Raw genomic sequence first — 1,293 nt, forward strand, 5'->3', positions numbered from 1 at the left:
AGCCGTCTGTAGTCTGCGATGACGATGTGTCAGGTTTGACCTAACACTTTCATACCCTGATTGAAGTACCCCACCATGACAACCCAAAACCAACCCCTACCGCGCGAACAGGCTCCCAGTGGCGATCGCCCCAGCTCATCCTTTGATCTACTCTACGGTTTAGACGATCGCCCCCCTGTTGGTGAAGCGATTTTTGTGGCCTTTCAGCATGTGCTGGCGTCGTTTGTTGGCATTATCACACCGCCGTTGATTATTGGTGGAGCCTTAGGGTTGGAGCCAGCCGACATGGGTTACATCATCAGTATGTCGCTGTTTGTCTCCGGGGTAGCCACCTTCATTCAATGCAAGCGCCTTGGCCCCGTCGGCTCCGGTTTGCTGAGTCTACAGGGCACTAGTTTTGCTTTCCTGGGCCCTATTATTGGCGTGGGTACGGCAACAATCGCGGCGGGCTCATCGCCCCAGGGTGCACTGGCCTTGATTTTTGGGCTATGTTTTTTCGGAGCCTTCGTTGAAATTTTCCTCAGCCGATTTTTACACTTAGCCAGCAAGGTGATTACCCCGGTGGTGTCAGGCACGGTGGTGATGATTATTGGTCTGAGCCTCATTAAAACCGGCATTTTTAGCCTAGCTGGGGGAGCGATCGCCCTCCAAAATGAAACCTTTGGCAGTTGGCAAAATCTGGGTTTAGGCGGATTGGTGCTGCTGATTATCGTGATCATGAACATGACTGGCAACCGCTATCTGCGTATGGGAGCGATCGCCATTGGTCTAGGCGTTGGCTACATTGTTTCTATTGCCATCGGCCGGGTTGATTTCAGCAGCCTCAGCAGCTTGCCCTTGGTACGGATCCCGATTCCCTTCCGCTACGGCATGGACTTTAACTTCACGGCATTTATTCCGTTCGTGCTGCTCTATTTCATCACGGCGATTGAGACCATTGGCGACTTGACCGCGACCTCCGCCGTATCCCGACAACCGGTGAAAGGCAGTCTCTACATGCGTCGCATCAAGGGTGGAGTGCTAGGTGATGGTGTGAACTCCCTACTAGCTGCTGTGTTCAACACCTTCCCCAACACCACCTTTAGTCAGAATAACGGCGTTATCCAAATGACTGGGGTGGGCAGTCGCTACGTTGGTTTTTTTGTGGCGGGCATCTTTGCGCTACTTGGCCTCCTGCCTGTGGTGGCAGGTTTATTTCAAGTGCTTCCACAGCCGGTGCTGGGCGGTGCCACGATCGTTATGTTTGGGGCGATCGCTGTAGCTGGTATCAATATTATTGCGTCGGCTGAAATT

1 protein-coding gene is annotated in these 1,293 nt (G+C 53.0%); it reads left to right on the forward strand.

The window, feature by feature from the left end; genetic code table 11:
• Window positions 1-75: 75 nt before the first annotated feature.
• Window positions 76-1,293, forward strand: a 1,218-nt coding sequence (locus V6D20_17540) for a solute carrier family 23 protein (GenBank protein HEY9817587.1), incomplete at its 3' end; no start/stop codon positions are given.

This window comes from Candidatus Obscuribacterales bacterium (assembly GCA_036703605.1).
Classification (GTDB): Bacteria; Cyanobacteriota; Cyanobacteriia; order RECH01; family RECH01; genus RECH01.